The sequence below is a fragment of the Azospirillum aestuarii genome (assembly GCF_016632405.1).
GTDB lineage: Bacteria > Pseudomonadota > Alphaproteobacteria > Azospirillales > Azospirillaceae > Azospirillum > Azospirillum aestuarii.
On record NZ_JAEPIV010000003.1, the window covers coordinates 84,021 to 106,866 of the forward strand.

Here is a 22,846-nt window from a genome sequence, read left to right on the forward strand (position 1 = left end):
CCTGTAACATTGTTGTTAAGACGACAAACATTCAGAAGGCGGAAGCATACCGGCACACAGGCTTATGCCGGTCGCAAGGGAGCTATTGCCGTGAATGCAATCCATTCGCCCCCCTCCGTCCAGGAAGGGCCTGCCGAATCCACCTGCTCCGGCCCCACTTCCCACTGCACCAGCGCCACGAAGGCAGCGGAGTGCCGGTCGTCCTGCCATCTGAACGACGCGGCCTTTCGAGACAGAGCCCGCGATATCCTTTCCAGCGGAAGGACCGTCACCGCCGGCGCCGTTCATCTGATCGGTCTGGAAGACATCCGGGACCATCTGGGCAAACGGTGGGAGACCGTGAAGGAACGGGTGCGGGACTACACGGGCCGCCTGCTCGAAAAGATGCTGTCCCCGCAGGATGTGTGGTTCCGGCATGGGGAAGCCCAGTTCATCATCGTGTTCGCCCATGCCGACATAAAGGCCGCCCAACTGATTTGCGGCAAGATCGTCGAAACCCTCCATCAGACGCTGCTCGGCCACAGCGACACCAGCCAGATCACCGTCAAGACCGCCCTGATGGAAATCGACGGCAGCATCGCCATCGGCAGCGCCCGCCTGGACGATCTGCTCCACCGGGCCGCCGGCCAGCCGGAGCGCCAGGCGGATCGCACCGACCCGACGGCCCAGCCAAGGACGGCCCAGCCAACTGCCCAGCCGGCCGCCCAGCCGCAGGCCGAGGAGCGGCGGCGGCCCTCGCTGGCCGGTTTCGCCCTCGACAACGGCGAACCGTCGCTGCAGCCGAAGGTGCTGTTCCGTCCGGTCTACGATGTGAAGAACAAGGTGATCTCCACCTACACCTGCCGTCCGGATCTCCACACCTGCCGTCACATCAACCAGATCACGCTGGACGACGTCCTGCAGGAAGAAGCCATTTTCGATTACGACATGGAAACCCTGTGCCACGCCATCAGCACCTACAATGAACTGTACAAGAACAAATTCCGTTACGCCCAGACCATTCCAGTCCACTTCGAAACCCTTGCCTCGGCGCGGCGGCGGCGGGAGTATCTCCAGTCGTGCCGGATGATCCCCAATTACTTGATCCCCTTCCTGGCCTTCGAGTTTGAAGGGCTTCCGCAGGGCATTCCCAACGGGAGGCTGGCCGAGATGGTCACCATGCTGCGCCCCTTCGGCCGCGCCGCCATCGTCATCCTGCGGGAATACACCACCGACATCGCGGTCTATGCCAACGCCGGCGTCAAGGGGGTGGGGCTGTCCATGGATTTCCGGGACGGCGACCAGCGCTGCATCGACAAGATCAACGCCTTCTGCCCTGCCCCGCGCAAGCATGGCCTGTTCGCCTATCTGGACGGCGTCCGGAACGTCGAGCAATTCCAGGCCGCGATCGAAGCCGGGGCGGCCTATATCGGTGGCGCCGTGGTCGGCAAGGATTCCGACGTTCCCGAACACATGCGGCGTTGCACCGAAAGGCAAATGCTGATGAGGGCCAGAGTAAAAGCACGGCGCAAGTCGGCATAAGCGGGTTCGGCAGAGACGCGCTCCTTTTCGCATAGATCGTCTGCAGAAGCCGGCGCGACGTCTCCGTTAACCCATTAGCAAGTGCGAAAGGATCATCCTGGTTGTGCAGTCGATCCATTCATGTTCGCACCCATTCCAGGCGGCTGCCCTGCCTTTGGGTTCGCGCTCCCCACAACCGGAAAGGGAAGCTCGGCCATGGTTTCACACCATCCCTCCGGTCCGGACTGTGTTCCACTGGAACAGGATGACGGCCCAACTCCGTCCTCCACCCAGTCCATCGACGAGTCCTTCAAGGAGCGCGCCCGGCAGATCCTGTCGCACGGCCAGACGATCACCGCGGGGTCCGTTCACCTGATCGGTCTCGACGAAATCCGGAAAGAGTTGGGTGACCGCTGGGAGAGCGTGAACGAGCGGGTGCACGTCTACACCGAGCGCATGCTCAAGAAGGTGCTGTCGCCGCGCGACGTCTGGTTCCGCTATGGTGAGAACCACTACATCATCGTCTTCGCCCAGGCCGACCGGAGGTCGGCGCAGCTGACCTGCAGCAAGGTGATGGAAAGTCTGCACCAGGCGTTGCTGGGCCACGCCGACACGCGGCGCATCACCGTCAAGACCGCGGTGGTCGATGTCGGCGGCGGAGTCGCCCTGGACACCGCGCGGCTGGCCGACCTGCTCAAGGACGCCGTCCATGGCCCGGAAGGCACCGCCGCGGCCTCCCCCCCGCCAACCGACGCCGCCGTTCCCGCGGTGGAGGCGCGGCGCACGCACTGGACCGAGATGCCGGCGGACAACGTCACGCCGCAGCTTCGGCCCAAGGTGCTGTTCCGTCCGGTCTTCGACGTGAAGCACAAGGTGGTGTCCACCTACTGCTGCCGCACCGACGCGGACACCGCCCGCTATCTGAACTGCATGGACGCCTTCGACCCGGAGCGCGAGGAGGCGGTCTTTGACCTGGACATGGAGACGCTGAGCTTGGCCGTCAGCACCTACAACGAGCTGTACGCCAACAAATTCCGCTACGCCCAGACCATCCCCGTCCATTTCGGCACGCTCGCCTCCAGCCGGCGGCGGCGGGAATACATCCAGGCCTGCCGGATGATCCCGCGCGTGCTGATGCCCTTCCTCGCCTTCGAACTGGACGGGCTGCCGACCGGCGTTCCCTACGGCCGGCTGGCGGAGATCGTGGCGATGCTGCGCCCCTTCGCCCGCGCCGCCATGGTCATCCTGCACGACGACGCGGGCGACCTGTCGGTCTACGCCACCGCCGGCGTCAAGGGGGTCGGGCTGCGGCTGGACGGGCGGGAGGACGAGCCGCACATCCTGGAGCGGGTGCAGACCTTCTGCCCCGGCCCGCGCAAGTTCGGCATGTTCGCCTATGTGGACGGCGTGCGCACCCCGGTGGAGCTGGAGGCTGCGGAGGCCGCGGGCGCCGCCTATCTGAGCGGTCCCATCGTCGGTGAGGATTCGGAGGTGCCGGAGCATATGAAGCGCTGCACCGAACGCCAGCTCCTCCAGCGGTCGCGGCGCCGCCGCCACCACGGCGCGCCCTGGGGCTAAGCGGGCGGGCACGCGCTGTCGGCGCGACCTTTTGTGTTCAAGCCCGCCCATCTGTGCGAAAAGACGGGCCTACCGATTGGCCTGCCGATTGGTTGACCACCCCTCTTTTCCGGCCCTCCATGCCTCCGACCGCGCCCCGAACCGCCCTGCTCACCCGTCCCCGCATCGCCCTGCTGATCCTGCTGGCCGTCGCACTGGCGCTGCCCACCGTCGCCCATTGGATGGGAGAACCCTTCTACGTGCGGCTGGCGACGCGCATCCTGGTCTTCGCCCTGGCGGCGGTCAGCCTCGACCTGATCCTGGGCTTCGGCGGGATGGTCAGCTTCGGCCACGCCGCCTTCGTCGGGATCGGCGGCTATGCCGTCGGCATCCTGTTCGCCCACCAGTCGGACGGATCGACGCTGTTCGGCTTTCCCGGCACGGTGAACGGGCTGATCGTCTGGCCGCTGGCCATGCTGGCCGGGGCGCTGGCGGCGCTGCCGGTGGGGGCGATCTCGCTGCGCACCACCGGCGTGCCCTTCATCATGATCACGCTGGCCTTCGCCCAGATGCTGTTCTACCTGATGACCGGGCTGAAGGCCTATGGCGGGGACGACGGCATCGCGCTGTGGAGCCGCTCCACCCTGCCCGCCCCGCTGAACATCGCCGACCACACCACCTTCTATTACGTGGTGCTGGGGCTTCTGGTGGCGGCGCTGGCACTGGGCTGGCGGCTGGTCAACTCCCGCTTCGGGCGGGTGATCCGCGGCGCCAAGGACAACGAGCGGCGGATGGCCGCGCTCGGCTACCCGGTCACCCGCTACAAGCTCGTCGCCTTCGTCATCGCCGGGGCGCTGGCCGGGCTGGCCGGGGCGCTGCTTGCCAACGCCACCATGTTCGTCGGGCCGCAGTACCTGCATTGGAGCCGTTCCGGCGACCTGATCGTGATGGTTGTGCTGGGCGGCATCGGCACGCTGATCGGCCCGGTGCTGGGCGCCGCCGCGCTGCTGCTGCTGGAGGAGTTCGTGCCGGAGCTGATGGACCTCGCCCACGCCGGGCTGGGCGAGCATTGGAAGATCGTGCTGGGGCCGGTGCTGATTCTTCTGGTGCTGTACGCCCGCAAGGGGCTGTGGGGCGTCGTCGCGGGGAGGCGCCCGTGAGCCGTCCCCTGCTGAGCACAAACTCGCTGGTCAAGCGCTTCGGCGGTCTGGCCGCCACCGACGGCCTCTCGCTGTCCGTCGCGGAGGGGGAACTGCACGCCCTGATCGGCCCGAACGGGGCCGGCAAGACCACCCTGATCGGCCAGCTGTCGGGGGAGCTGACTCCCGATTCCGGGACCATCCTGTTCGACGGGCGCGACGTGACCCGCCTGCCCGTGCACAAGCGGGCACAGCGCGGGCTGGCGCGCAGCTTCCAGATTACCTCGATCTTCCCCAGCTTCACCGCGCTCGACAACGTGGCGCTGGCGGTGCAGGCCCACGCCGGGCACAGCTTCCGCTTCTGGCGCGACGCCGGGCGCGACCGGCGGCTGAGCGACCCCGCCCGCGCCGTGCTGGAGCGGGTGGGGCTGGGCGCGCGGGCCGACACCCGCGCCGACGCCCTGGCCCATGGCGAGAAGCGGCAACTCGAACTGGCGATGGCCCTGGCCACCGGTCCACGCCTGCTGCTGCTCGACGAGCCGATGGCCGGCATGGGGCCGGAGGACTCCGCCCGCATGGTCGAGCTTCTGCAAGAGCTGAAGGGCGGCGTGACGATCCTGCTGGTGGAGCATGACATGGACGCCGTCTTCGCGCTGGCCGACCGCATCACCGTTCTGGTGCGCGGCAAGGACCTCGCCAGCGGCACCCCGGCCGAGATCCGCAACGACCCGGCGGTGCGCGAAGCCTATCTCGGCGACGAGCTGGAGGTCGTCTGATGCTGCGCGTCGCCGACCTGACCGCCGCCTACGGCTCCAGCCAGGCGCTGTTCGGCATGGAGCTGTCCGTCAACGCCGGAGAGGCGGTGACCCTGATGGGCCGCAACGGCATGGGCAAGACCACGACCATCAAGGCCATCATGGGCCTCGTGGCGCCGACCGGCGGCTCGATCGCCTTCGAGGGCACGGAGATCGCTGGCCGGCCGCCGCACCGCATCGCGCGCGCCGGCATCGCCCTAGTGCCGGAGGGGCGGCAGGTCTTCCCCACCCTGACCGTGCGCGAGAACCTGATCGCCACCGCCGCCAACCGCTTCGCGCGGCGCGATCCCTGGACGGTGGAGCGTGTGCACGCCCTGTTCCCCCGGCTGGCCGAGCGCGCCGGCAACCTCGCCCGCAACCTGTCGGGCGGGGAGCAGCAGATGCTCGCCGTCGGGCGCGCCCTGATGACCAACCCGAAGCTGCTGATCCTCGACGAGGCGACGGAGGGGCTGGCCCCGCTGGTCCGGCAGGAGATCTGGGACTGCCTCGCCCGCCTGAAGGGCGAGGGGCAGGCGATCCTGGTGGTGGACAAGAACGTGCACGCCCTCGCCGCCCTGGCCGACCGCCATCACGTCATCGAGAAGGGACGGCTGGTGTGGTCCGGCAGTTCCGCCGCCCTGCTCGCCGACCCCACGTTGAAGGAGCGATATCTTGGCGTCTGACCCCCTGTTTTCCGGCATGACCGCCGCCGAGATCGACCGCCAGTACAATTTCCGCAAGCTGGTGCCGGAGCACCCGGCCTATTTCGCCCGCTGGCAGGCGGAGAGCGAGGCGGTGCGCGCCCGGCTCGGCGGACGCTACGACGTCCCCACCGGCCCGCACCCGCGCCAGCGCGCCGACGTCTTCCTCGCCGGAGAGGGCGCGCCGGTGCTGGTCTTCATCCATGGCGGCTACTGGCGGGCCCTGTCGAAGGACCTGCACTCCTTCATCGCCGCGCCCTATGTGGAGCGCGGGGTGGCGGTCGTCCTGCTCGGCTACGGCCTGTGCCCGGACGTGACGATGGACGAACTGTGCGGCCACGCCCAGGCCGGGCTGGACTGGGTGATCGCCAACGCAGCCAGCTTCGGCGGCGATCCGCGGCGGGTGGTGGTGTCCGGCCATTCGGCGGGCGGCCACCTGACGGCCAAGCTCGTCTCGGAGAATCGCGACCGCGTGGCCGGCGGCATTCCGATCAGCGGCATCTACGACCTGGAGCCGATGCTCGGCTTCGAGGTGAACGAGCAGCTGCGGCTCGATCCCGACTCGGCGCGGCGGCTGAGCCCGATCCACGCCGTTCCCGCACTGGCCCCGCTGCTGATGCCGGCGCTGGGCGGCCTTGAGACCGACGCGATGCACCGCCAGCAGGCCGACTACGCCCTGGCCTGGGCCGCGCAGGGCAACGCGGTGCGGGAGATCGTGGAGCCGGGCGCCGACCATTTCAGCGTGGTGGACCGCTTCGCCGAACCGGGCAGCGCGCTGTTCGAAGCGGCGCTGGAGATGATCCGGAGCGCCTGAGCCTGGAAACAAAAAAGCCTTCCCGGTTGGGAAGGCTTTTTTCTTGAGCGTTCGCTCGAATGAGAGTGGCGGATGGGGGGAGATTCGAACTCCCGATACCCTCGCGGGTATGCCGCATTTCGAGTGCGGTGCATTCAACCGCTCTGCCACCCATCCGCTGCCCCGTTTCCGGGGTGGCGCGGAACCTACCCAAAAGCTTTTGGGGATGCAAGCCCTTGTTTGCAGGAAAATGAACGGGAAAATGCCACCATGCCTGTTGACTCCCGGTGGCCCATCAGTTAAATCCCCGCTCTCACGAACGGGCTTGCACCTCAAACGGTGGGCGAGCGGCCCTTCCGTTTGTTTTGAGATAGGCAGTGACGACGATGTTTGCAGTGATCCGCACCGGCGGCAAGCAGTACAAGGTCGCCAATGGCGACGTGATCCGCGTTGAGAAGCTCGAGGCCGAGGCCGGCGCTTCCATCACGCTCAACGACGTGCTGATGGTCAGCGATGGCAGCAGCACCACCCTTGGCACCCCGACGGTTGCCGGCGCCGCTGTGACCGCCGAGATCGTCGCCCAGGATCGCGGTCCGAAGATCATCGTCTTCAAGAAGAAGCGCCGCCAGAACTACCGCCGCAAGAACGGCCACCGCCAGGACCTGACCGTCCTGCGCATCACCGGGATCAACGGCGCCGCCTGAACGGCCGCCGACCAGTCACAGGAGTAACTCCCCATGGCCCATAAAAAAGCAGGCGGCTCCTCGCGCAACGGCCGCGATTCCGCTGGCCGCCGCCTCGGCGTGAAGCGTTTCGGTGGCGAGAACGTCGTCGCCGGCAACATCATCGTCCGCCAGCGCGGCACGAAGTTCCACCCTGGTGAGAACGTCGGCATCGGCAAGGACCACACCCTGTTCGCCAAGGCGAACGGCACCGTGGCCTTCAAGCGCAGCGCCCAGGGGCGCACCTACGTCGCCATCCTGGCGGCGGAGGTCCCGGCGGTCGCGGCCGAGTAATCTCGTCCGGCCCGTACGGTGTGATGGGATAAATCGGGGGTTCGGGCAACCGGCCCCCGATTTTCTTTTGTTGATGTGGTGGTCACCGCCCCCCTTCCCACGGTTGGAGGACGGTGCGCAAACGGTAGATTGGCCGGCACGGTCCCCGATGAAGTTCCTCGATCAAGCCAAGGTGTATCTGAAAAGCGGCGACGGCGGCCCCGGCGCCATCGCCTTCCGCCGCGAGAAGTTCATCGAATATGGCGGACCGGACGGCGGCACCGGCGGCCGTGGCGGCGACGTCGTGATCGAGGTCGTGAACGGCCTCAACACGCTGATCGACTACCGATACAAGCAGCATTTCAAGGCGCAGCGCGGCAACCACGGCATGGGCGCCAACCGCAACGGCGCCAGGGGCGACGATGTGGTCCTGCGCGTGCCCGTCGGCACCCAGATCCTGGACGAGGATCAGGAGACCGTGCTGCTCGACCTTACGGAGCCCGGCCAGCGCGTCGTCTTCCTGAAGGGCGGCGACGGCGGATTCGGCAATGCCCATTACAAGACCCCGACCAACCGCGCCCCGCGCAAGTCCCACCCCGGCTGGCCGGGCGAGGAGCGCTGGGTCTGGCTGCGGCTGAAGCTGATCGCCGACACCGGGCTGCTCGGCCTGCCCAACGCCGGCAAGTCCACCTTCCTGGCCGCGACGACGGCGGCGCGCCCGAAGATCGCCGATTACCCCTTCACCACGCTGGCCCCCAATCTGGGCGTCGTCCGCGCTGGCGACGAGGAATTCGTCATCGCCGACATCCCCGGCCTGATCGAAGGCGCCCACGAGGGGCATGGGCTGGGCGACCGCTTCCTCGGCCATGTGGAGCGCACCCGCGTGCTGCTCCATCTGATCGACGGCACGGCGGAGGATGTGGTGCAGTCCTACACCACCATCCGCAACGAGCTGATCGCCTATGGCGGCAACCTCGCCGACAAGCTGGAGATCATCGGCCTGAACAAGGCCGACGCCCTGCTCGACGAGGAGATCGCGGAGAAGAAGGCCGCGCTGGAAGCGGCGTCGGGCGCGGAGGTCATGGTTCTGTCCGGCGCCACCGGCCAGGGCGTCCAGGCCGTGCTTTACCGCTTGCTCACGCTCATCAAACAGTCCAAGGAAGAGGAGCCCGACGTCATCCAGGCCCCGGTCACGCGCTCCATCCCCCGGCCCCCGGTCGGCCGGAAGATGGACGACGAGTATGCGGGCTGGAACGAGGAGACGGGCGAGTACGACGATCTCCCCGACGAGCCGGACAGCGACTCCGACGAGGACGGGGACGACTGGGACGATGAAGGCGACGATGACGGTGACGACACCGAACACAGCGACGACGGCGACGACCGCGGCGACAACGCCAAAGGCTGATACCCCCTCCCTGCTCCCCACATTGCTCGACGCGCGGCGGCTGGTCGTCAAGATCGGCTCAGCCCTGCTCGTCGACAGCGCCACCGGTCGGATGCGCCGCGAGTGGCTGGACGCGCTGGCCGACGATGTGGCCGCCTGCCGCAAGCGCGGGCAGGAGGTGGTGATCGTCACCTCCGGCGCCGTCGCCTGCGGGCGCGAGCATCTCGGCCTCGTCGGGCGCGCCCTGCGGCTGGAGGAGAAGCAGGCCGCCGCCGCCACCGGCCAGATCCGGCTCGCCGCCGCCTATCAGGAGACTCTGGCCCGCCACGGGCTGACCGTCGCCCAGGTGCTGGTGACTCTGGAGGACACCGAGGAGCGCCGCCGCCACCTCAACGGCCGCGCCACCATCGACACGCTGCTGAAGCTGGGCGCCGTCCCGGTCATCAACGAGAACGACACGGTCGCCACCGCGGAGATCCGCTTCGGCGACAACGACCGTCTGGCGGCCCGCGTCGCCCAGATGATCAGCGCCGACACGCTGGTCCTGCTGTCGGACATCGACGGCCTCTACACCGCCGACCCGCGCAAGGACCCCGACGCCCGGCACATCCCGGTCGTCCAGGAACTGACCTCCGACATCGAGAACATGGCAGGCGAGCCGCCGCCCGGCTACAGCTCCGGCGGCATGGTGACCAAGATCGTCGCCGCGCGCGTGGCGCTGGCCGCCGGCTGCCGCATGGTCATCGCCAAGGGCAAGCGCATGAATCCGCTGGCCGCGCTGGAGCAGCGGCCCGAGCAGGGCGGCGCGCTGTGCACGTGGTTCCTGCCCGCCGCCTCCCCCTCCTCCGCCCGCAAGGCGTGGATCGGCGGCAACCTGAACGCCCACGGCGCGCTGACCGTGGACGCCGGCGCCCTGTCGGCGCTCGCCCGTGGGGCCAGCCTGCTGCCCGCCGGGGTGCGCGGTGTGGAGGGTGACTTCGAGCGCGGCGACGTGGTGGTGGTGAAGGCGCCGGACGGGCGCGAGGTGGCGCGCGGCCTGACCGCCTACGCCGCCGAGGACGCCCGCCGCATCGCCGGCCGCAAGAGCCACGAGATCGAGGAGATCCTCGGCTACCGGGGCCGCGACGAGATGATCCACCGCGACGATCTGGTGGTGCGGTGAGCCGTTCGATCCTGGCCCGCCCGCCCCTCCAGGCCATCCTGTGGGACATCGACGGCACGCTGCTGGACAGCGAGCCCTGGCACCAGCGCGCCACCATCGCGGTCTGCCGGCTGCACGGCCATGCCCTGTCCGACACGGATTACGCGGCCACGCTGGGCGTCGCCTTCCCCGAGCTGTACGCCCGGCTGCACGCCGCCCGGCCCATGGCCCTGACTTTCCGGGAATGGGCGGACGCCATCACCGACCTCTATCTGGAGCGCATCGCCGAGGTCGAGGCGCGGGCCGGCGCCCTGGCGCTGGTCGACGCCTTCGCGGAGCGGGGGCTGTTGCAGGCCTGCGTGTCGAACAGCGGGCGCCGGGTGGTGGAGGCCAACCTGCGCCACATGGGCAGCCCGCATTTCCTGTTCGGCCTCAGCCGCGACGACGTGAGCAAGGGCAAGCCGGACCCCGAGCCCTACCTGACCGCCGCCGACCGCCTCGGCGTGCCGCCCACGGCCTGCGCGGTGATCGAGGACAGCCCGACCGGTGCCCGCGCCGCCAAGGCGGCGGGAATGCTGACCATCGCCTGGCCCCAGCACGCCGACCTGCTGTTCGAGGCCGCCGACCATGTGGTGGCGGACCCGGCGGCGCTGGACTGGGACAGCCTGTGCGGCCTCGCGGAGCGCATGGCGGCGGACTGACCGCCGCCGCCCCCTCGGCGCCTCAGCCCTTCGCGAAGAAGAAATAGACGGTCATCGCCACGCCCACGACGATCACGAACTTGCGCAGGATCGGCGGCGGGATGTGGCGGGCGACGGCGGCCCCGGCATAGCCGCCGGCCATGGCGGCGACCAGCATGATCAGCGCTTCGTTCCAATAGACCGCACCGCCGAGGACGAAGGCGACCACCGCCACCGCGTTGAGACAGCCCGAGACCAGCGCCTTCAGCCCGTTCATCGCGTGCAGGTCGGTCAGGCCGAAGACTCCCAGCGTCGCCAGGATCAGGATGCCGATCCCCCCGCCGAAATAGCCGCCGTAGATGGCGATGAAGAACTGCACGATCAGCACCGTGCCGTGCCCGACCTTGAAGTTGCGGCGGATGTAGGCCGACACCTTCGGGCCGAAGGCGAACAGCACCGTCGCGAACAGCAGCAGCCAGGGGATGATCTCCACGAACACCCGCTGCGGCGTCCACAGCAGGAGCAGCGCGCCCAGCAGCCCGCCGATCAGGCTGACGCCGAGGAAGGCCGGCAGGCTGACCTCCTTGATCCGCCCCAACTCCCGCCGGTAGCCGTAGGCGCTGGCCAGCGCGCCCGGCGACACCGCCACCGTGCTGGTCGCGTTGGCGTTCAGCGGCGGCACGCCGGCCATGATCAGCGCCGGAAAGGTCAGGAAGCTGCCGCCACCGGCCACGGCGTTGAGCACGCCCGCGAAGAAGGCGGAGACGATCAGCAGCAGGGTCAGCATGGGAGGCACGGTCCGGCGGGTGGGAAAAAGCCCGCGGACTATGCCCTCTCGGCAAGGCTTACGGTACTGCGTTTTCGGCGGTGCGGTATTTCACGCTTGCCCAGTGGGGTCTAACGGGTCGGAGGAAGCGTACGGAGGTAGGCGACCAGGGCGCCCAGCTCGCTATCGCTCATGGACCTGTAATAGTGATAGCCCATGGGCGGGCTCAGCCGGCTGCCGTCGGGACGTACACCCTCGGTGATGGCCTTGCGGATCTCCGCGTCGGTCCAGGCGCCCAGCCCATGTTCCTTGTCCTGCGTGATGTTGCGGGACACCGCGTTGCCCCACGGCCCGGTGAAATTCCGCCCACCGGCCCCCGCGCGCGTCATGTCGAGCCGCCCGTCCGGCAGCATTGGCGTGTGGCATTCCATGCAGTGGCCGAGCGGCCCGGCCATGTACGCGCCGTACGTCACCGGGTCCGTACGCGGCACCTCCGCCACCGCTCCGACCGGTGGGCCATAGGCGGCGGGAAGCGCCATGCGGTACTCCGACTTCGGGACGGAATGCCGCACCGGCGGCACGCTGCGCAGATAGGCGACGATAGCGCGCAGATCGCCGTCCGACAGGCCGCGGTAGAAGCTAAAGGGCATCGGCGGACCGATCAGGCTGCCGTCGGGACGCTTGCCCTCGCGGATGGCGGTGATCAGCTGCTCGTCGGTCCATCGGCCGATCCCCGTCTCCGGGTCCGGCGTGATGTTGGAGGCGTAGGCGGTGAAGGGCTCCTCGACGAAGGGCGTCCCGCCGGCCAGTTCCCGTTCCGCGACCGGACCGCCCGGCCCCTGCGGGGTGTGGCAGTTGCCGCAGGCGACGATGCCGTTGACCAGGGCGCGCCCCCGTTCCAGCGGTGTTTCCGCCCAGGCCGATCCCCCCAGGCACACCACCCCAACGGCCACGGCGGCGCCGCGGCGGACCAGCCGGTTCATGAAAGGCTCCCTCGCCAATGTTGCATGACGGAACGCTAACCACGCAACAATCCGCGGCCCAGACTGAATGTTGAGTATTCCACTCAGCTTTTCGGCTTAACCGGCATGGCTTTCGCGGAAACGCAGGATCGGCTATGGTTCCGGCCCTTTTCAATTGGCGAACGCCACTGGAGTGAGACCGATGTCCGCCCTGCTTGAGACCACCGACGCCTTGCACGATCAGATGCTCGCCCTCGGTCGCGCCGCCCGCGCCGCCGCGGCGGAGCTGGCGACCGTGCCAAGCCCGTCGAAGGATCAGGCCTTGCGGGCCGCCGCCGCCGCGATCCGCGCCCGCAAGGCAGAGATCCAGGCGGCCAACGACGCGGATGTCGCCGCCGCCCGTGAGCGCGGCCTCGCCGGTCCCATGATCGAACGTCTCGCCCTCAACGACGCCCGCATCGAGGCGATGGCCAAGGGGCTGGAGGACATCGCCGACTTCCCCGACCCCATCGGCGGCGTCATCGCCGAATGGACCCGCCCCAACGGGCTGGCCATCCAGCGCGTGCGCGTGCCGCTGGGGGTGATCGGCATCATCTACGAGAGCCGCCCCAACGTGACCGCCGACGCCGGCGGCCTCTGCCTGAAGTCGGGCAACGCGGCGATCCTGCGCGGCGGCTCGGAGAGCATCCGCTCGTCCGGCGCCATCGCCGCCTGTCTGGCCGACGGGCTGCGCGCCGCCGGTCTGCCGGAGGCGGCGATCCAGCTCGTTCCGACCACGGACCGGGCGGCGGTCGGCCACATGCTGACCATGCGCGACTTCATCGACGTGATCGTCCCGCGCGGCGGCAAGTCGCTGATCCAGCGCATCGCCGAGGAGAGCCGCATCCCGGTCATCAAGCATCTGGACGGCAACAACACCGTCTATGTCGATGCCGGCGCCGACCCGGAGAAGGCGCGCAAGGTGGTGATGAACGCCAAGATGCGCCGCACCTCGATCTGCGGCGCCGCCGAGACGCTGCTGGTCGACCGCCGGATCGCCGACGCCGTCCTGCCGGTTCTGGTGAAGGACCTGCTGGACGCCGGCTGCGCCGTCCGTGGCGACGCCGCCGCCCAGGCCGCCGACCCGCGCGTGACGGCGGTGACGGCGGAGGACTGGGACACCGAGTATCTCGACGCCATCATCGCCTGCGGCGTGGTGGACGGGGTGGACGGGGCGATCGACCACATCAACCGCCACGGTTCCCACCACACCGACGCCATCGTGACCGAGGACCCGGCGGCGGCGGAGCGCTTCCTGCAGCGCATCGACAGTGGCATCGTGCTGTGGAACGCCAGCACCCAGTTCGCCGACGGCGGCGAGTTCGGCATGGGGGCGGAGATCGGCATCTCCACCGACAAGTTCCACGCCCGCGGCCCGGTCGGTGCGGAGCAGCTGACCAGCTACAAGTATGTCGTGCGCGGCGATGGCCAGACGCGGCCGTAACACGTCCATCCACGAGCCCCCCTCCCAACCTCCCCCCGCTCCGCAGGGGGAGGAGTTAGTCCCCTCCCCTGCGAAGCGGGGGAGGGTCAGGGTGGGGGCAAGCATGGCGACACCCCCCCACCGCTACGCCGGCCCGCTCCACGCCGGCCTGCGCGTCGGGCTGCTCGGCGGGTCCTTCAACCCGGCCCACGCCGGGCACCGGCACATCAGCCTGTACGCGCTGAAGGCGCTGGGCCTCGATCAGGTGTGGTGGCTGGTCAGCCCGCAGAACCCGCTGAAGCCGGTGCGGGGCATGGCGCCGCTCGCCGAGCGGTTGGAGGAGGCCCGGCGCACTGCCCGCCATCCGGCCATCCGCATCACCGCGATCGAGCGTGAGCTTGGCACCCGCTACACCGCCGACACGCTGGCCCAGCTGAAGCGCCGCTTCCCCAGAACGCGCTTCGTCTGGCTGATGGGGGCGGACAATCTTCGGCAAATCCCCCGCTGGCGGCATTGGACACGCATCTTCCGGCTGGTGCCGGTTGCAGTTCTCGCCCGACCAACTTATTCTATAGGGGCGCTTGGTGGCATAGCCGCTCAGCGCTATGCCCGTCGCCGGGTGAGCATGCACAAGGCCAAGGGGTTGGCCGGTTCCAAAACACCGGCCTGGATTTTCCTCCGCAACCCGCTGCATCCGGCTTCGGCGACGGCGATCCGCCGGGCACGCGCCAGCGGGTCGTGACCCTGTATCGCGAGGTAGGTACCATCAACACGTTCATCGAACCGGCCGCGCCCGTTGTGCGGCCCGCGCCCGTTCCCGTTCCCCAGCCGGACGAACTGAAGGCGCTCGTCGAGCAGTCCCTGGACGACGATCAGGCCGAAGACGTCGTCGTCATCGACCTTGCCGGCAAGACCAGCATCGCCGACTACATGATCGTGGCGTCGGGCCGCAACACCCGGCACATCGCCGCCATGGCCGTGAAGCTGGCCGACCGCATGAAGCAGGCCGGCCTGCGCGGCGTCGAGACCGAGGGCCTGAACCAGTGCGACTGGGTTCTGGTCGACGCCGGGGACGTCATCATCCACCTGTTCCGCCCGGAAGTCCGGACCTTCTACAACATCGAGAAGATGTGGGGTCTGGAGACGCCGCGGCCCTCCGCCGAGCGCATGAGCGCCTGACGGAGAACGTTCAGGACCGGTGACGAACGGGAGTCGGACCGATGCGTCTGTGGCTTGCCGCGGTTGGGCGGTCACGGACCGGTCCGGCGCGCGACCTTTATGACGAGTATGCCGGCCGCTTGTCCTGGCCGCTGACGCTGCGCGAGGTCGAGGTGAAGAAGCGCCTCGCCTCCGACGAGCTGAAGCGGCAGGAGGCGGATCTGCTTCTGGCGGCCATCCCCGCCGGGGCGATTGTCGTGGCGTTGGATGAGCGCGGCAAGACCATCACCAGCGAAGCCTTCGCCGCCAAGATCGGCGGCTGGCGGGACCAGGGTGTGGGCGACATCGCCTTTCTCATCGGCGGGGCCGACGGCCACGGCGACGCCGTGCGGGCGCGCGCCGATTTTCTTTTGGCCTTGGGCGCCATGACATGGCCGCATATGCTGGTGCGAGGCATGTTGGCGGAGCAAATCTACCGTGCCCAGCAAATTCTGGCCGGACACCCCTATCACCGTGCATGACTCCCATTGCGCGGCTGCGAGGGCGTGCCATTTTCTGATCCGGCCCAAGGCGATGCGCGCGTTAAAGGGCATCAGCCATAAGAAACCGCGTCAGACAGTTCGACCGAGACCCGCAACCCGACCGTGACAGGCGTATGAGGAGCGTGATGACCGAGACCAATCGTCCCCGACCCGTAGTGCTGTGCATCCTGGATGGCTGGGGCTACCGCGAGGAGCGCGAGGACAACGCCATCGCGCAGGCCAACACGCCCAACTGGGACCGGTTGTGGTCGTCGGAGCCGCGCGCCTTCCTGGAGGCCAGCGAGGAGGAGGTCGGGCTGCCCAAGGGCCAGATGGGCAACTCCGAGGTCGGTCACATGAATCTGGGCGCCGGCCGCGTCGTCCGCCAGGATCTGGTGATGATCGACCACGCCATCGTCGAGGGCGAGCTGGAGCGCAACGCCGCGCTGACCGGCCTCGCCAAGACGCTGCTGGCCTCGGGCGGGCGCTGCCACATCCTGGGCCTGCTGTCGCCGGGCGGCGTCCATTCGCACCAGGACCACATCGCCGCGCTGGCCGGCGTGCTGGCCCATGAGGGCGTCCCGGTCGAGATCCACGCCTTCACCGACGGCCGCGACGTGCCGCCGCAGAGCGCCAAGGACCAGATGGCCGAGTTCATGGCCGACGTCCACGCCCTGCCCGGCGTCAATGTCGCCACGGTCAGCGGGCGCTACTACGCCATGGACCGCGACAAGCGCTGGGACCGCGTCGCCAAGGCCTACGCCACCTTGGTGAGCGCCCAGGGCGAGACCGCCGCCGATCCGATCCAGGCCATCGAGCAGAGCTACGCCGCCGGCACCCACGACGAGTTCATCCTGCCGACCGTCATCGACGGCTACACCGGCATGAAGGACGGCGACGCCATCCTGATGGCGAACTTCCGCGCCGACCGCGCCCGCGAGATCCTGGCCGCCTTCGTCGACCCGGCCTTCGACGGGTTCGAGCGCGCCTCGGTCCCGAAGCTGGCCGCCGCGGTCGGCATGGTCGAATATTCGTCGACGCTCGCCAAGCTGATGACGACCATCTTTCCGCCGAAATCCCTGACCAAGGTGCTGGGCGAAGTGGTCAGCGAGGCCGGATTGACCCAGTTGCGCATCGCCGAGACGGAAAAGTACCCGCACGTCACCTTCTTCTTCAACGGTGGCGAGGAGCGTGTGTATCCGGGCGAGGACCGCATCCTGGTGCCGTCGCCGAAGGTTGCGACCTACGATCTCCAGCCGGAGATGTCCGCCGCCGAGGTGACCGACAAGGTCGTCGCCGCCGTGGACAGCGGGAAGTACGATCTGGTGGTCATCAACTACGCCAACCCCGACATGGTCGGCCACAGCGGCATCCTGTCCGCCGCCATCAAGGCGGTGGAGGCGGTGGACGCCAGCCTGGGCCGGCTGGAGGCCGCCGTGCGCGCCCAGGGCGGGGTGATGCTAGTCACCGCCGACCACGGCAACTGCGAGCTGATGAAGGACCCGCAGACCAACGGGCCGCACACCGCCCACACGCTGGACAAGGTGCCGCTGGTGCTGGTGAACGGCCCCGCCGGGGTGTCCGCGATCCGCAGTGGGCGTCTGGCCGACATCGCCCCGACGCTGCTCGACCTGATGAAGCTGCCGCAGCCGGCGGAAATGACGGGCAAGAGCCTGATCGACCGCGCCGCCGCGCAGGCCGCCGCGGAATAAGGCGGAACAGGGCATGGGCGCAGGGCGCGATCATCCGGCGGGTGTTGCTCTGCTCCCCCTCCCCGTCTCCCGTCCGCAAGGCGCGGGGGGGAGACGGGCGTTTCCCTGGCGGCCGGCCCTGCTGACCGCCACCCTTCTCGCCATCTCCGCCACCGCCGCGGCGCAGACCGAGTCCCCCGGCCAGACGCTGAAGCGGGTGGAGCAGGACCTCCAGTCCGACAAGGCCCTGCAACGGCAGCTCGACCGCCAGTCCCAGACGCTCCAGAAGGAGCTGGACGAGCTGCGCGAGCGGCTGGTCGGTCTGGCCGACCAGGAACGGGCGCAGGAGGACGAACTCGCCCATCTCGAAGAGTCCCTGACCGCGCTGGAGACGCAGGAGCGCAGCCAGGCCGACAAGCTGGAGGGCGAGCGGCAGCAGATCGCCGCCCTGCTCGCCGCCCTGCAACGGGTCGCCCGCATCCCGCCGGAAGCGGCGCTGGCCCGCCCGGACGGGCCGGTGGACACGCTGCGCTCCGCCCTGCTGCTGCGCGACACGGTCCCGGCTCTGCGCGCCCGCGCCGACGCGCTGGCCCAGGCGCTGACCCGGCTGGCCGAGACGCGCGAGACGCTGCAGGCCCAGCGCAGCCGCACCTACGCGGCGCGCCTCACCCTGATCGACCGCCAGAAGGAAATCGGCCAGCTCGTCGCCCGGCGCGAGGAGCTGTCGCGCCAGACCGAGGAGGAGCGCCAGCAGGTCGCGCAGCGCACCGCCCGGCTGAGCGGTCAGGCTGCCGACCTGCGCCAGCTGATGGAGCGCATCGAGGCCGAGCGCCGCGCCGCGGCGGCAGCGGCGGCCAAGCGCGAGGCCGAACGGCTGGAAGCGGCGCGCCGGGACGCCGAACGCCGGCTCGCCGAGCAAAAGGCCGCGGAACAGAAGCAAGCCGAGCAGAAGCTGGCGGACCAGAAAGCGGCGGAGCAAAGGCAGGCCGAAGAGAAACTCGCGGAGCAGCGGGCCAGGGCCGAGGCGGAAACCGCCCGCGCCGCGCCCAGCGCGCCCGCCGGGGAGCGCCTGCCGGTGGGCGGCCGGGTGACCGTCCGCTACGGCGAGGCCGACCGCTACGGCGCGACCAGCCGGGGCGTCACCATCCAGGCCCGCGCCGGCTCGACGGTGGTGTCACCGCAGGCCGGAACGATCGTCTTCGCCGGGCCGTTCCGCGGCTATGGCCAAATCTTGATCGTGGAACACAGCCACGGATATCATAGTCTCATCGCTGGATTTGGCCGCATCGACACGGCCGTCGGACGGCGCGTGGCCACGGGGGAACCCATCGGCCTGATGCCCGCCGACGGGTCACCCGATCTTTACTTCGAGCTACGACGTCACGGACAGCCGATCAATCCACAGCGCGGTTTCGGCGCCCCGGAGGGGAAAGGACAAGGGTAGATGAGGATAGTCAAGCGTGCCGCCACCGCCGCGGCCCTGGTGTTTCTGGGGGCCGGCGTCGCCACCGTCACCGCGCAGGTGAACAGCACCGGCAACAGTTCCGAGACCTACCGCCAGCTCAACCTGTTCGGCGACGTGTTCGAGCGCGTGCGCGCCGAGTATGTCGAGTCGACGACGGACGAGCAGCTGATCGAATCCGCCATCAACGGAATGCTCACCTCGCTCGACCCGCATTCCAGCTATCTGAACCGCAAAAGCTTCCAGGACATGCAGGTTCAGACCCGCGGCGAGTTCGGCGGGCTGGGCATCGAGGTGACGATGGAGAACGGCCTGATCAAGGTCGTGTCGCCCATCGACGAGACGCCGGCCTTCCGCGCCGGGCTGCAGCCGGGCGACCTGATCATCCAGCTCAACGGCGAGGCGGTGATGGGCCTGTCGCTGAACGAGGCGGTGGAGAAGATGCGCGGCCCGGTGGGCAGCGACATCAAGGTCACCGTGCGCCGCGGCGAGGCCGGAGAGCCGTTCGAGGTCACGCTGACCCGCGCCGTCATCAAGGTGCAGTCGGTCCGCTACCGCACCGAGGGCGACATCGGCTACGTCCGCGTCACCAGCTTCAACGAGCAGACGCAGCAGGGTCTGGAGAAGGCCATCGCCTCGATCCAGCAGCAGCTGGGCGACAAGCTGAAGGGCTACGTCCTCGATTTGCGCAACAACCCCGGCGGCCTGCTCGACCAGGCGGTCTCCGTTTCCGACACCTTCCTGGAGAAGGGGGAGATCGTCTCCACCCGTGGCCGCAAGGCGGAGGAAGGCACGCGCTACAACGCCAAGCCCGGCGACCTCGCCAAGGGCCTGCCGGTCGTGGTGCTGATCAACGGCGGCTCGGCCTCGGCGTCGGAGATCGTCGCCGGCGCGCTTCAGGACCACAAGCGGGCGCTCGTCCTCGGCACCCAGTCCTTCGGCAAGGGCTCGGTCCAGACGATCATCCCGCTGCCCGGCCACGGCGCCATGCGCCTGACCACGGCGCGCTACTACACCCCGTCGGGCAAGTCGATCCAGGCGCTGGGCATCGCCCCGGACATCGAGGTGCATCCGGCCCGCGTCGAGGAAACCGACCAGGGGCTGATCCGCCGCCGCGAGAGCGACCTGCGCGGCGCGCTGCGCAACCCGGACGCCCCGCGCCCGGCCACCACCCAGCCGGCGCCGGCGCCGGGCGCCAGCAACGCTCCGGCTCCGGGCGCTGCCCCTGGGGCGACGCCGGGTGCGGCCCCTGGGGCGGCTCCGGCGCCCGCCAACGGCAACGCGCCGGCGGCGCCGTCCGCGGAGAATGGCGAGGGCGCGCCCAACCAGCCGCCCTTCGACTACCAGCTGGCCCGCGCGCTCGACCTGCTGCGGGGCGTCGCCCTGTTCCAGGCCCGCGCGCACTGAGGGGAGTGACGGGTCCGTGAACGCTGCCGCCCTGCTGGGCCGCCTGAAGCCCGCGAAACGGGAACGTTCCGGACCCGGCCTGCTGGCCCGCCTCCGGCGCCGGAAGGCCGGCGGCGACCTGGACGACGCTCCGCGCGCGCGCAAGGAGCGTCGCCCTCTGTCGCCCCTCGCCAAGAGGCTGCTCGGCGCTTACGCCGTGCTGGCCCTCGGGCTGGGCGGACTGGCCGGCTGGCTGGCGATGAACGGGGAGCACACCACCGAGGCGTGGCAGGCCGCGATTCCCAGCGTCGAGGTGCCGGTGAAGGGCGCGCAGCCCCCGGCACCGCCGGCAGCACCGCCCGCCGCGGCTGCGGCCGTTCCCGTCCAGCCGGCTCCTCCGGCTGCCGCCCCGGCGATGGTTCCGCCACCCGCCGCCGCGGCTCCCCCGCCGCCGCTCGCCGTGCCCGTGAACGAGCCGGTCACCCTCACACCGGCGCCGGTCCCCGGCCTGGTCGAGGATTCGCGCAACGGCCCGCTGCCGCGCATCGCCGAGGATGGCCGCAAGCCCTGGCAGGTCTACGCCCGGCCCTTCCCCGCCGCCGACCGGCGCCCGCGCATCGCCATCGTGCTGGCCGAGATGGGCATCTCCGGCGTGACCACCGGCAACGCCCTGCAGAAGCTGCCGCCGACCATCACGCTGGCCTTCGTCCCCTACGCCGAGCGGCTGGACAACTGGGTCGAGCGCGCCCGCGGCAAGGGACACGAGGTGATGCTCTCCGTCCCCATGGAGCCGCAGGACTATCCACGCAACGACCCCGGCCCCAACGCCCTTCTCACCATGCTGCCCCCCGAGCGCAACATGGAGCGGCTGGAATGGTCGCTGGGCAAGGCGGTCGGCTATGTCGGCATCACCAGCACCACGGGCAGCAAATTCACCGCCAACCCCGACGCGGTGAACCCGGTCGTCGCGGCGATGAAGGCGCGCGGCCTGATGGTGCTGGACGCCCGCGCCAACCCGCGCAGCGTCGCCGGCACCCTGGCGGGACAGGCCGGCGTGCCGCGTGCCTTCGCCGACCGGGTGATCGACCGCGACCTGTCGCGCGGCGCCATCGACGACCAGCTCGCCGAGCTGGAGGCCATCGCCAAGGCCAACGGCGCCGCGGTGGGCATCGGCGCGCCCTACCCCAGCACCATCGAACGGATCAACCTGTGGCTCACCGGGCTGGCCGACCGTGGCATCGCCATCGTGCCGGTCTCCGCCGTGGCCAACATGCAGAAGCAATAAGGCGCATGAGCAAGAAGCCCATCGACCGCGAGTCCCTCCCCTACCGCCCCTGCGTCGGGGTGATGCTGCTGAACGACCGCGGGCAGGTCTTCGTGGCCCGGCGCTGCGACAGCAAGGACGCTTGGCAGATGCCCCAGGGCGGCATCGACGAGGGAGAGAGCGCCCACGAGGCCGCCCTGCGCGAGCTGAAAGAGGAGATCGGCACCGACAAGGCCGAGATCCTCGGCGAGACGGCGGAGACGCTGCGCTACGACCTGCCCGACCATCTGATCGGCAAGGTCTGGAAAGGCCGCTGGCGCGGGCAGGAGCAGGTCTGGCTGGCCGCGCGCTTCACCGGCGCGGATGCCGACATCGACCTCGCCACCGAGCATCCGGAGTTCGACGCCTGGAAATGGGTCGATGCCGACGACCTGCCCGGCCTGATCGTGCCCTTCAAGCGCCCGGTCTATGAGTCGGTGCTGGCGGAATTCGCCCCGGTGATCGCGGCGCTGCGGCGGGGCTGACCCCGCCGCGTCCGGTCTGTTCAGGCGACCTTGGCCAGCCGCTTGGCGCGGCTTTCGATCAGCCACCAGGCGCCACGGGCGGCGACGCTGTAGAAGCGGGTGTGCGGCTTCAGCCCGCAGGCCTTGAAGACCATCGCCACCGCGCGGTCGACGTGCTTGGGCCGGTAGCGGCCGTAGGCGCGGCGCATGTAGGCCTGATTGTAGGTCTTGTGCGCGTAGGGCTCGCCCTCCGGCGCGTTGGCCGCGTAGTAGGCGTAGGCCAGCTCGTCGTCCTCCGACTCGCCGATGCGCGACAACGCCACCTTGAGCCGCTGGAACTTGTTGAGCTGCTCCAGCTCCAGATACTTCTTCGTGTAGGTGTAAAAGAGCTTGAAGTGGCGCAGCTCGTCGGCGGCGATGTTCTTGCAGATCAGCTTGAGGACCGGCTCGTCCGTCGAGTCGCCGATGGCGGCGTAGTAGCTGCTGGTGCCGGTCTCGACCATGCAGCGGGCGATCATCTCGCCGGTGCGCGAGCCGCGGACCGAGGCGTCGAGGTTGATCGGCACCTTGTAGCCGGCGCGGAAGCGCTCCACGGCCCGGTCGAAGTCGAAGGTCGGATCGACCAGCTCGGCCCATTTGCCGAGCGCGCGGCCATGCTGAACCTCCTCGACCGCCCAGCCGTGCGCGACCTCCTGGAACTCGGGGTCGTCGTGGAAGACGTTGCAGAGATAGGCCGTGTAGTCGTCGGCGTTGAACTCCACCAGGGCCGCCGCCTTGATGAGCGGGACGAGGTCGGGATCGACCTTCGTGTGGTCCAATTGATCCCAGGGAAGCTCTTCGTAATTCCAGTGCAACGCCACACTCCACTCCCGCTGCTGGCCGCCGTTCCGGGCCGGTTGTTCCACGCTCTGACGGAAACCAGGACCAAAAAACAAAACGCCTCGACGGACGGGCCGGGAGGCGTTCGATCCCCTGGGGGATACT

Annotated in this window: 23 protein-coding genes and 1 tRNA gene; 20 read left to right on the plus strand and 4 right to left on the minus strand. The window is 69.3% G+C overall.

Features of this window, described 5'->3' with window-relative positions; all coding sequences use genetic code 11:
- Positions 1-90 precede the first annotated feature (90 nt).
- The 6 genes from JJL56_RS09715 to JJL56_RS09740 all read left to right on the plus strand — a co-directional run bounded on the left by JJL56_RS09715 (position 91) and on the right by JJL56_RS09740 (position 6,505).
- The gene (locus JJL56_RS09715; protein WP_200485033.1) at positions 91-1,521 is read left to right on the plus strand and encodes a hypothetical protein; all 1,431 of its coding nucleotides are present in this window, start codon (positions 91-93) and stop codon (positions 1,519-1,521) included.
- A 195-nt stretch (positions 1,522-1,716) separates the two neighbouring features.
- The gene (locus tag JJL56_RS33035; RefSeq protein ID WP_247891003.1) at positions 1,717-3,078 is read left to right on the plus strand and encodes a nucleotidyl cyclase domain-containing protein; all 1,362 of its coding nucleotides are present in this window, start codon (positions 1,717-1,719) and stop codon (positions 3,076-3,078) included.
- Positions 3,079-3,197: 119 nt separating this feature from the next.
- Complete coding sequence (locus tag JJL56_RS09725; RefSeq protein WP_200485034.1) at positions 3,198-4,217, plus strand: branched-chain amino acid ABC transporter permease; 1,020 nt, start codon at positions 3,198-3,200, stop codon at positions 4,215-4,217.
- Positions 4,214-4,972 carry an ABC transporter ATP-binding protein gene (locus tag JJL56_RS09730; protein ID WP_345772561.1) on the plus strand — a complete coding sequence of 253 codons (759 nt, stop codon included), beginning with the start codon at positions 4,214-4,216 and terminating at the stop codon, positions 4,970-4,972. The genes JJL56_RS09725 and JJL56_RS09730 overlap by 4 nt, the downstream gene beginning before the upstream one ends.
- Positions 4,972-5,673: an ABC transporter ATP-binding protein gene (locus tag JJL56_RS09735; protein ID WP_145625061.1), complete on the plus strand. Its 702-nt coding sequence runs from the start codon at positions 4,972-4,974 to the stop codon at positions 5,671-5,673. Before JJL56_RS09730 ends, JJL56_RS09735 begins: the two co-directional genes overlap by 1 nt.
- A complete protein-coding gene (locus JJL56_RS09740) occupies positions 5,663-6,505 on the plus strand; it encodes an alpha/beta hydrolase (RefSeq protein WP_200485036.1) in 843 nt (280 codons plus the stop codon). The genes JJL56_RS09735 and JJL56_RS09740 overlap by 11 nt, the downstream gene beginning before the upstream one ends.
- 66 nt (positions 6,506-6,571) lie before the next feature.
- On the opposite strand, the gene JJL56_RS09745 is transcribed toward JJL56_RS09740, so the two are convergent.
- Positions 6,572-6,661: transfer RNA gene (locus JJL56_RS09745), tRNA-Ser, on the minus strand.
- 209 nt (positions 6,662-6,870) lie between these two features.
- Between JJL56_RS09745 and rplU the strand changes: the two genes are divergently transcribed.
- The 5 genes from rplU to JJL56_RS09770 all read left to right on the plus strand — a co-directional run bounded on the left by rplU (position 6,871) and on the right by JJL56_RS09770 (position 10,708).
- Positions 6,871-7,188 carry a 50S ribosomal protein L21 gene (gene rplU / locus JJL56_RS09750; protein WP_145625065.1) on the plus strand — a complete coding sequence of 106 codons (318 nt, stop codon included), beginning with the start codon at positions 6,871-6,873 and terminating at the stop codon, positions 7,186-7,188.
- 33 nt (positions 7,189-7,221) lie between these two features.
- Complete coding sequence (gene rpmA / locus JJL56_RS09755; protein ID WP_145625067.1) at positions 7,222-7,500, plus strand: 50S ribosomal protein L27; 279 nt, start codon at positions 7,222-7,224, stop codon at positions 7,498-7,500.
- A 148-nt stretch (positions 7,501-7,648) separates the two neighbouring features.
- On the plus strand, positions 7,649-8,887 hold the full coding sequence (obgE, locus tag JJL56_RS09760) for a GTPase ObgE (protein ID WP_145625069.1): 1,239 nt from the start codon (positions 7,649-7,651) through the stop codon (positions 8,885-8,887).
- Positions 8,811-10,028 carry a glutamate 5-kinase gene (proB, locus tag JJL56_RS09765; protein WP_247891004.1) on the plus strand — a complete coding sequence of 406 codons (1,218 nt, stop codon included), beginning with the start codon at positions 8,811-8,813 and terminating at the stop codon, positions 10,026-10,028. The genes obgE and proB overlap by 77 nt, the downstream gene beginning before the upstream one ends.
- Positions 10,025-10,708, plus strand: coding sequence for an HAD-IA family hydrolase (locus JJL56_RS09770; RefSeq protein WP_200485037.1), 684 nt, complete (start codon positions 10,025-10,027; stop codon positions 10,706-10,708). Before proB ends, JJL56_RS09770 begins: the two co-directional genes overlap by 4 nt.
- Before the next feature lie 22 nt (positions 10,709-10,730).
- Here the strand turns inward: JJL56_RS09770 and JJL56_RS09775 are convergent, their stop codons facing one another.
- The gene (locus tag JJL56_RS09775) at positions 10,731-11,474 is read right to left on the minus strand and encodes a sulfite exporter TauE/SafE family protein (RefSeq protein WP_145625073.1); all 744 of its coding nucleotides are present in this window, start codon (positions 11,472-11,474) and stop codon (positions 10,731-10,733) included.
- A 110-nt stretch (positions 11,475-11,584) separates the two neighbouring features.
- Positions 11,585-12,436, minus strand: a complete 852-nt coding sequence (locus JJL56_RS09780; protein WP_200485038.1) for a c-type cytochrome — start codon at positions 12,434-12,436, stop codon at positions 11,585-11,587.
- Between the two features lie 181 nt (positions 12,437-12,617).
- On the opposite strand from JJL56_RS09780, the gene JJL56_RS09785 reads away from it, so the two are divergent.
- From JJL56_RS09785 to JJL56_RS09825, 9 genes are all read left to right on the plus strand, one after another.
- Complete coding sequence (locus tag JJL56_RS09785; protein WP_200485039.1) at positions 12,618-13,898, plus strand: glutamate-5-semialdehyde dehydrogenase; 1,281 nt, start codon at positions 12,618-12,620, stop codon at positions 13,896-13,898.
- 103 nt (positions 13,899-14,001) lie between these two features.
- Positions 14,002-14,619, plus strand: a complete 618-nt coding sequence (locus tag JJL56_RS09790; protein ID WP_145625079.1) for a nicotinate-nucleotide adenylyltransferase — start codon at positions 14,002-14,004, stop codon at positions 14,617-14,619.
- On the plus strand, positions 14,616-15,056 hold the full coding sequence (rsfS, locus tag JJL56_RS09795) for a ribosome silencing factor (RefSeq protein WP_145625081.1): 441 nt from the start codon (positions 14,616-14,618) through the stop codon (positions 15,054-15,056). Before JJL56_RS09790 ends, rsfS begins: the two co-directional genes overlap by 4 nt.
- Before the next feature lie 41 nt (positions 15,057-15,097).
- Complete coding sequence (gene rlmH / locus JJL56_RS09800; protein ID WP_145625084.1) at positions 15,098-15,556, plus strand: 23S rRNA (pseudouridine(1915)-N(3))-methyltransferase RlmH; 459 nt, start codon at positions 15,098-15,100, stop codon at positions 15,554-15,556.
- A 146-nt stretch (positions 15,557-15,702) separates the two neighbouring features.
- Positions 15,703-17,268 (plus strand): 2,3-bisphosphoglycerate-independent phosphoglycerate mutase, encoded by a 1,566-nt coding sequence (gene gpmI, locus JJL56_RS09805; RefSeq protein WP_145625086.1) that lies wholly within the window; start codon positions 15,703-15,705, stop codon positions 17,266-17,268.
- Positions 17,269-17,281: 13 nt separating this feature from the next.
- The gene (locus JJL56_RS09810) at positions 17,282-18,691 is read left to right on the plus strand and encodes a murein hydrolase activator EnvC family protein (protein ID WP_200485040.1); all 1,410 of its coding nucleotides are present in this window, start codon (positions 17,282-17,284) and stop codon (positions 18,689-18,691) included.
- Positions 18,692-20,116 (plus strand): S41 family peptidase, encoded by a 1,425-nt coding sequence (locus JJL56_RS09815; RefSeq protein WP_145625089.1) that lies wholly within the window; start codon positions 18,692-18,694, stop codon positions 20,114-20,116. It begins immediately after the preceding gene.
- Positions 20,117-20,132: 16 nt separating this feature from the next.
- Entirely contained in the window at positions 20,133-21,380 is a 1,248-nt protein-coding gene (locus JJL56_RS09820; protein ID WP_200485041.1) for a divergent polysaccharide deacetylase family protein, read from the plus strand.
- Positions 21,381-21,385: 5 nt separating this feature from the next.
- Positions 21,386-21,883, plus strand: a complete 498-nt coding sequence (locus tag JJL56_RS09825) for an RNA pyrophosphohydrolase (RefSeq protein ID WP_200485042.1) — start codon at positions 21,386-21,388, stop codon at positions 21,881-21,883.
- Between the two features lie 20 nt (positions 21,884-21,903).
- Here JJL56_RS09825 and JJL56_RS09830 read toward each other — a convergent pair whose 3' ends face one another.
- Positions 21,904-22,722, minus strand: a complete 819-nt coding sequence (locus tag JJL56_RS09830) for an acyl-ACP desaturase (protein ID WP_145625096.1) — start codon at positions 22,720-22,722, stop codon at positions 21,904-21,906.
- Between the last annotated feature and the right edge of the window lie 124 nt (positions 22,723-22,846).

Bases quoted from the DNA above. Each gene is read 5' to 3' on its own strand.
- JJL56_RS33035 (WP_247891003.1), top strand. From the start codon at position 1,717: ATGGTTTCACACCATCCCTCCGGTCCGGACTGTGTTCCACTGGAACAG.
- JJL56_RS09725 (WP_200485034.1), top strand. From the start codon at position 3,198: ATGCCTCCGACCGCGCCCCGAACCGCCCTGCTCACCCGTCCCCGCATC.
- JJL56_RS09735 (WP_145625061.1), top strand. From the start codon at position 4,972: ATGCTGCGCGTCGCCGACCTGACCGCCGCCTACGGCTCCAGCCAGGCG.
- rplU (WP_145625065.1), top strand. From the start codon at position 6,871: ATGTTTGCAGTGATCCGCACCGGCGGCAAGCAGTACAAGGTCGCCAAT.
- rpmA (WP_145625067.1), top strand. From the start codon at position 7,222: ATGGCCCATAAAAAAGCAGGCGGCTCCTCGCGCAACGGCCGCGATTCC.
- obgE (WP_145625069.1), top strand. From the start codon at position 7,649: ATGAAGTTCCTCGATCAAGCCAAGGTGTATCTGAAAAGCGGCGACGGC.
- proB (WP_247891004.1), top strand. From the start codon at position 8,811: ATGAAGGCGACGATGACGGTGACGACACCGAACACAGCGACGACGGCG.
- JJL56_RS09775 (WP_145625073.1), bottom strand. From the start codon at position 11,474: ATGCTGACCCTGCTGCTGATCGTCTCCGCCTTCTTCGCGGGCGTGCTC.
- JJL56_RS09780 (WP_200485038.1), bottom strand. From the start codon at position 12,436: ATGAACCGGCTGGTCCGCCGCGGCGCCGCCGTGGCCGTTGGGGTGGTG.
- JJL56_RS09785 (WP_200485039.1), top strand. From the start codon at position 12,618: ATGTCCGCCCTGCTTGAGACCACCGACGCCTTGCACGATCAGATGCTC.
- JJL56_RS09790 (WP_145625079.1), top strand. From the start codon at position 14,002: ATGGCGACACCCCCCCACCGCTACGCCGGCCCGCTCCACGCCGGCCTG.
- rlmH (WP_145625084.1), top strand. From the start codon at position 15,098: ATGCGTCTGTGGCTTGCCGCGGTTGGGCGGTCACGGACCGGTCCGGCG.
- gpmI (WP_145625086.1), top strand. From the start codon at position 15,703: ATGACCGAGACCAATCGTCCCCGACCCGTAGTGCTGTGCATCCTGGAT.
- JJL56_RS09810 (WP_200485040.1), top strand. From the start codon at position 17,282: ATGGGCGCAGGGCGCGATCATCCGGCGGGTGTTGCTCTGCTCCCCCTC.
- JJL56_RS09815 (WP_145625089.1), top strand. From the start codon at position 18,692: ATGAGGATAGTCAAGCGTGCCGCCACCGCCGCGGCCCTGGTGTTTCTG.
- JJL56_RS09825 (WP_200485042.1), top strand. From the start codon at position 21,386: ATGAGCAAGAAGCCCATCGACCGCGAGTCCCTCCCCTACCGCCCCTGC.